The 1,381-nt window shown below is 59.3% G+C and carries 2 protein-coding genes; both read left to right on the top strand.

What is annotated here, in order from left to right; all coding sequences use genetic code 11:
* The coding region (locus HMPREF0201_RS13310) for a cupin domain-containing protein (protein WP_016537232.1) at nt 1–345 on the top strand (345 nt) is incomplete at its 5' end.
* 74 nt (nt 346–419) lie between these two features.
* Nucleotides 420–1,381: phosphohexomutase domain-containing protein (locus tag HMPREF0201_RS13315; protein WP_039899358.1), on the top strand; the 962-nt coding region annotated here is incomplete at its 3' end.

Raw genomic sequence — 1,381 nt, forward strand, 5'->3', positions numbered from 1 at the left:
AACCACCGGGAAGTGTATCGCCCGTGGGGCAAATATGACTCTATTGATTCCGGCGAGCGTTATCAGGTGAAACGCATCACCGTTAAGCCGGGAGAAGGGCTGTCGCTCCAGATGCATCACCACCGCGCCGAGCACTGGATTGTGGTGGCGGGCACCGCGAAGGTGACCCTCGGTGATGAAGTGAAACTGTTGGGCGAGAACGAGTCAATCTACATCCCGCTCGGCATGACGCATTGCCTGGAAAACCCCGGGAAAATTCCCCTCGACCTGATTGAGGTCCGCTCCGGCACCTATCTGGAAGAAGACGATATCGTCCGTTTCCAGGACCGCTACGGGCGCATTTAACCCTTAAATCCCCATAATTCTCCGCGGGCCTCAGGCCCGTGGGTTGGGTAACTGTTGCCCGAAGGAGCGAAATGATGCAGCAACTGACCTGTTTTAAAGCCTACGACATCCGTGGCCGCCTGGGCGACGAACTGAATGAAGATATCGCGTGGCGCATTGGCCGCGCCTACGGCGAATACCTGAAGCCAAGAACCATCGTGCTGGGCGGCGACGTGCGCCTGACGAGTGAATCCCTGAAGCAGGCGCTGGCTCGCGGCCTGCAGGATGCGGGCGTGGACGTGCTGGATATCGGCCTGTCCGGTACCGAAGAAATTTACTTTGCCACCTGGCACCTGAACGTGGACGGCGGGATTGAAGTGACCGCCAGCCACAACCCGATGGACTACAACGGCATGAAGCTGGTACGCCAGGGCGCCCGCCCAATCAGCGGTGATACCGGCCTGCGCGACGTGCAGCGCCTGGCGGAAGCCAACGACTTCCCGCCGGTTAACGAAGCCGTACGCGGCAGCTACCGGAAGGTGTCGGTGGTGGAAGCCTACCTCGACCATCTGTTCTCCTATATCAACGTCGACAACATTAAGCCGCTGAAGCTGGTGGTGAACGCAGGTAACGGCGCGGCAGGCCCGATTGTGGACGCTATCGAAGCGCGTTTTAAGGCACAAAACGTCCCGCTGACCTTCGTGAAGATACACAACACGCCGGACGGCAATTTCCCGAACGGTATTCCTAACCCGCTGCTGCCGGAATGCCGGGCAGACACCCGCAATGCGGTGATTGAGCACGGGGCGGATATGGGCATCGCCTTTGACGGCGACTTTGACCGCTGCTTCCTGTTCGACGAGAAAGGGCAGTTTATCGAGGGGTATTACATCGTTGGCCTGCTGGCGGCGGCCTTCCTTGAGAAACAGCCCGGGGCAAAAATCATTCACGACCCGCGCCTGTCATGGAACACGGTGGACATCGTCGAACGCGCGGGGGGCAGGCCGGTGATGTCGAAAACCGGGCATGCGTTTATCAAAGAGCGCATGCGTGAAGA

It is taken from the genome of Cedecea davisae DSM 4568 (genome assembly GCF_000412335.2).
Lineage (GTDB): Bacteria > Pseudomonadota > Gammaproteobacteria > Enterobacterales > Enterobacteriaceae > Cedecea > Cedecea davisae.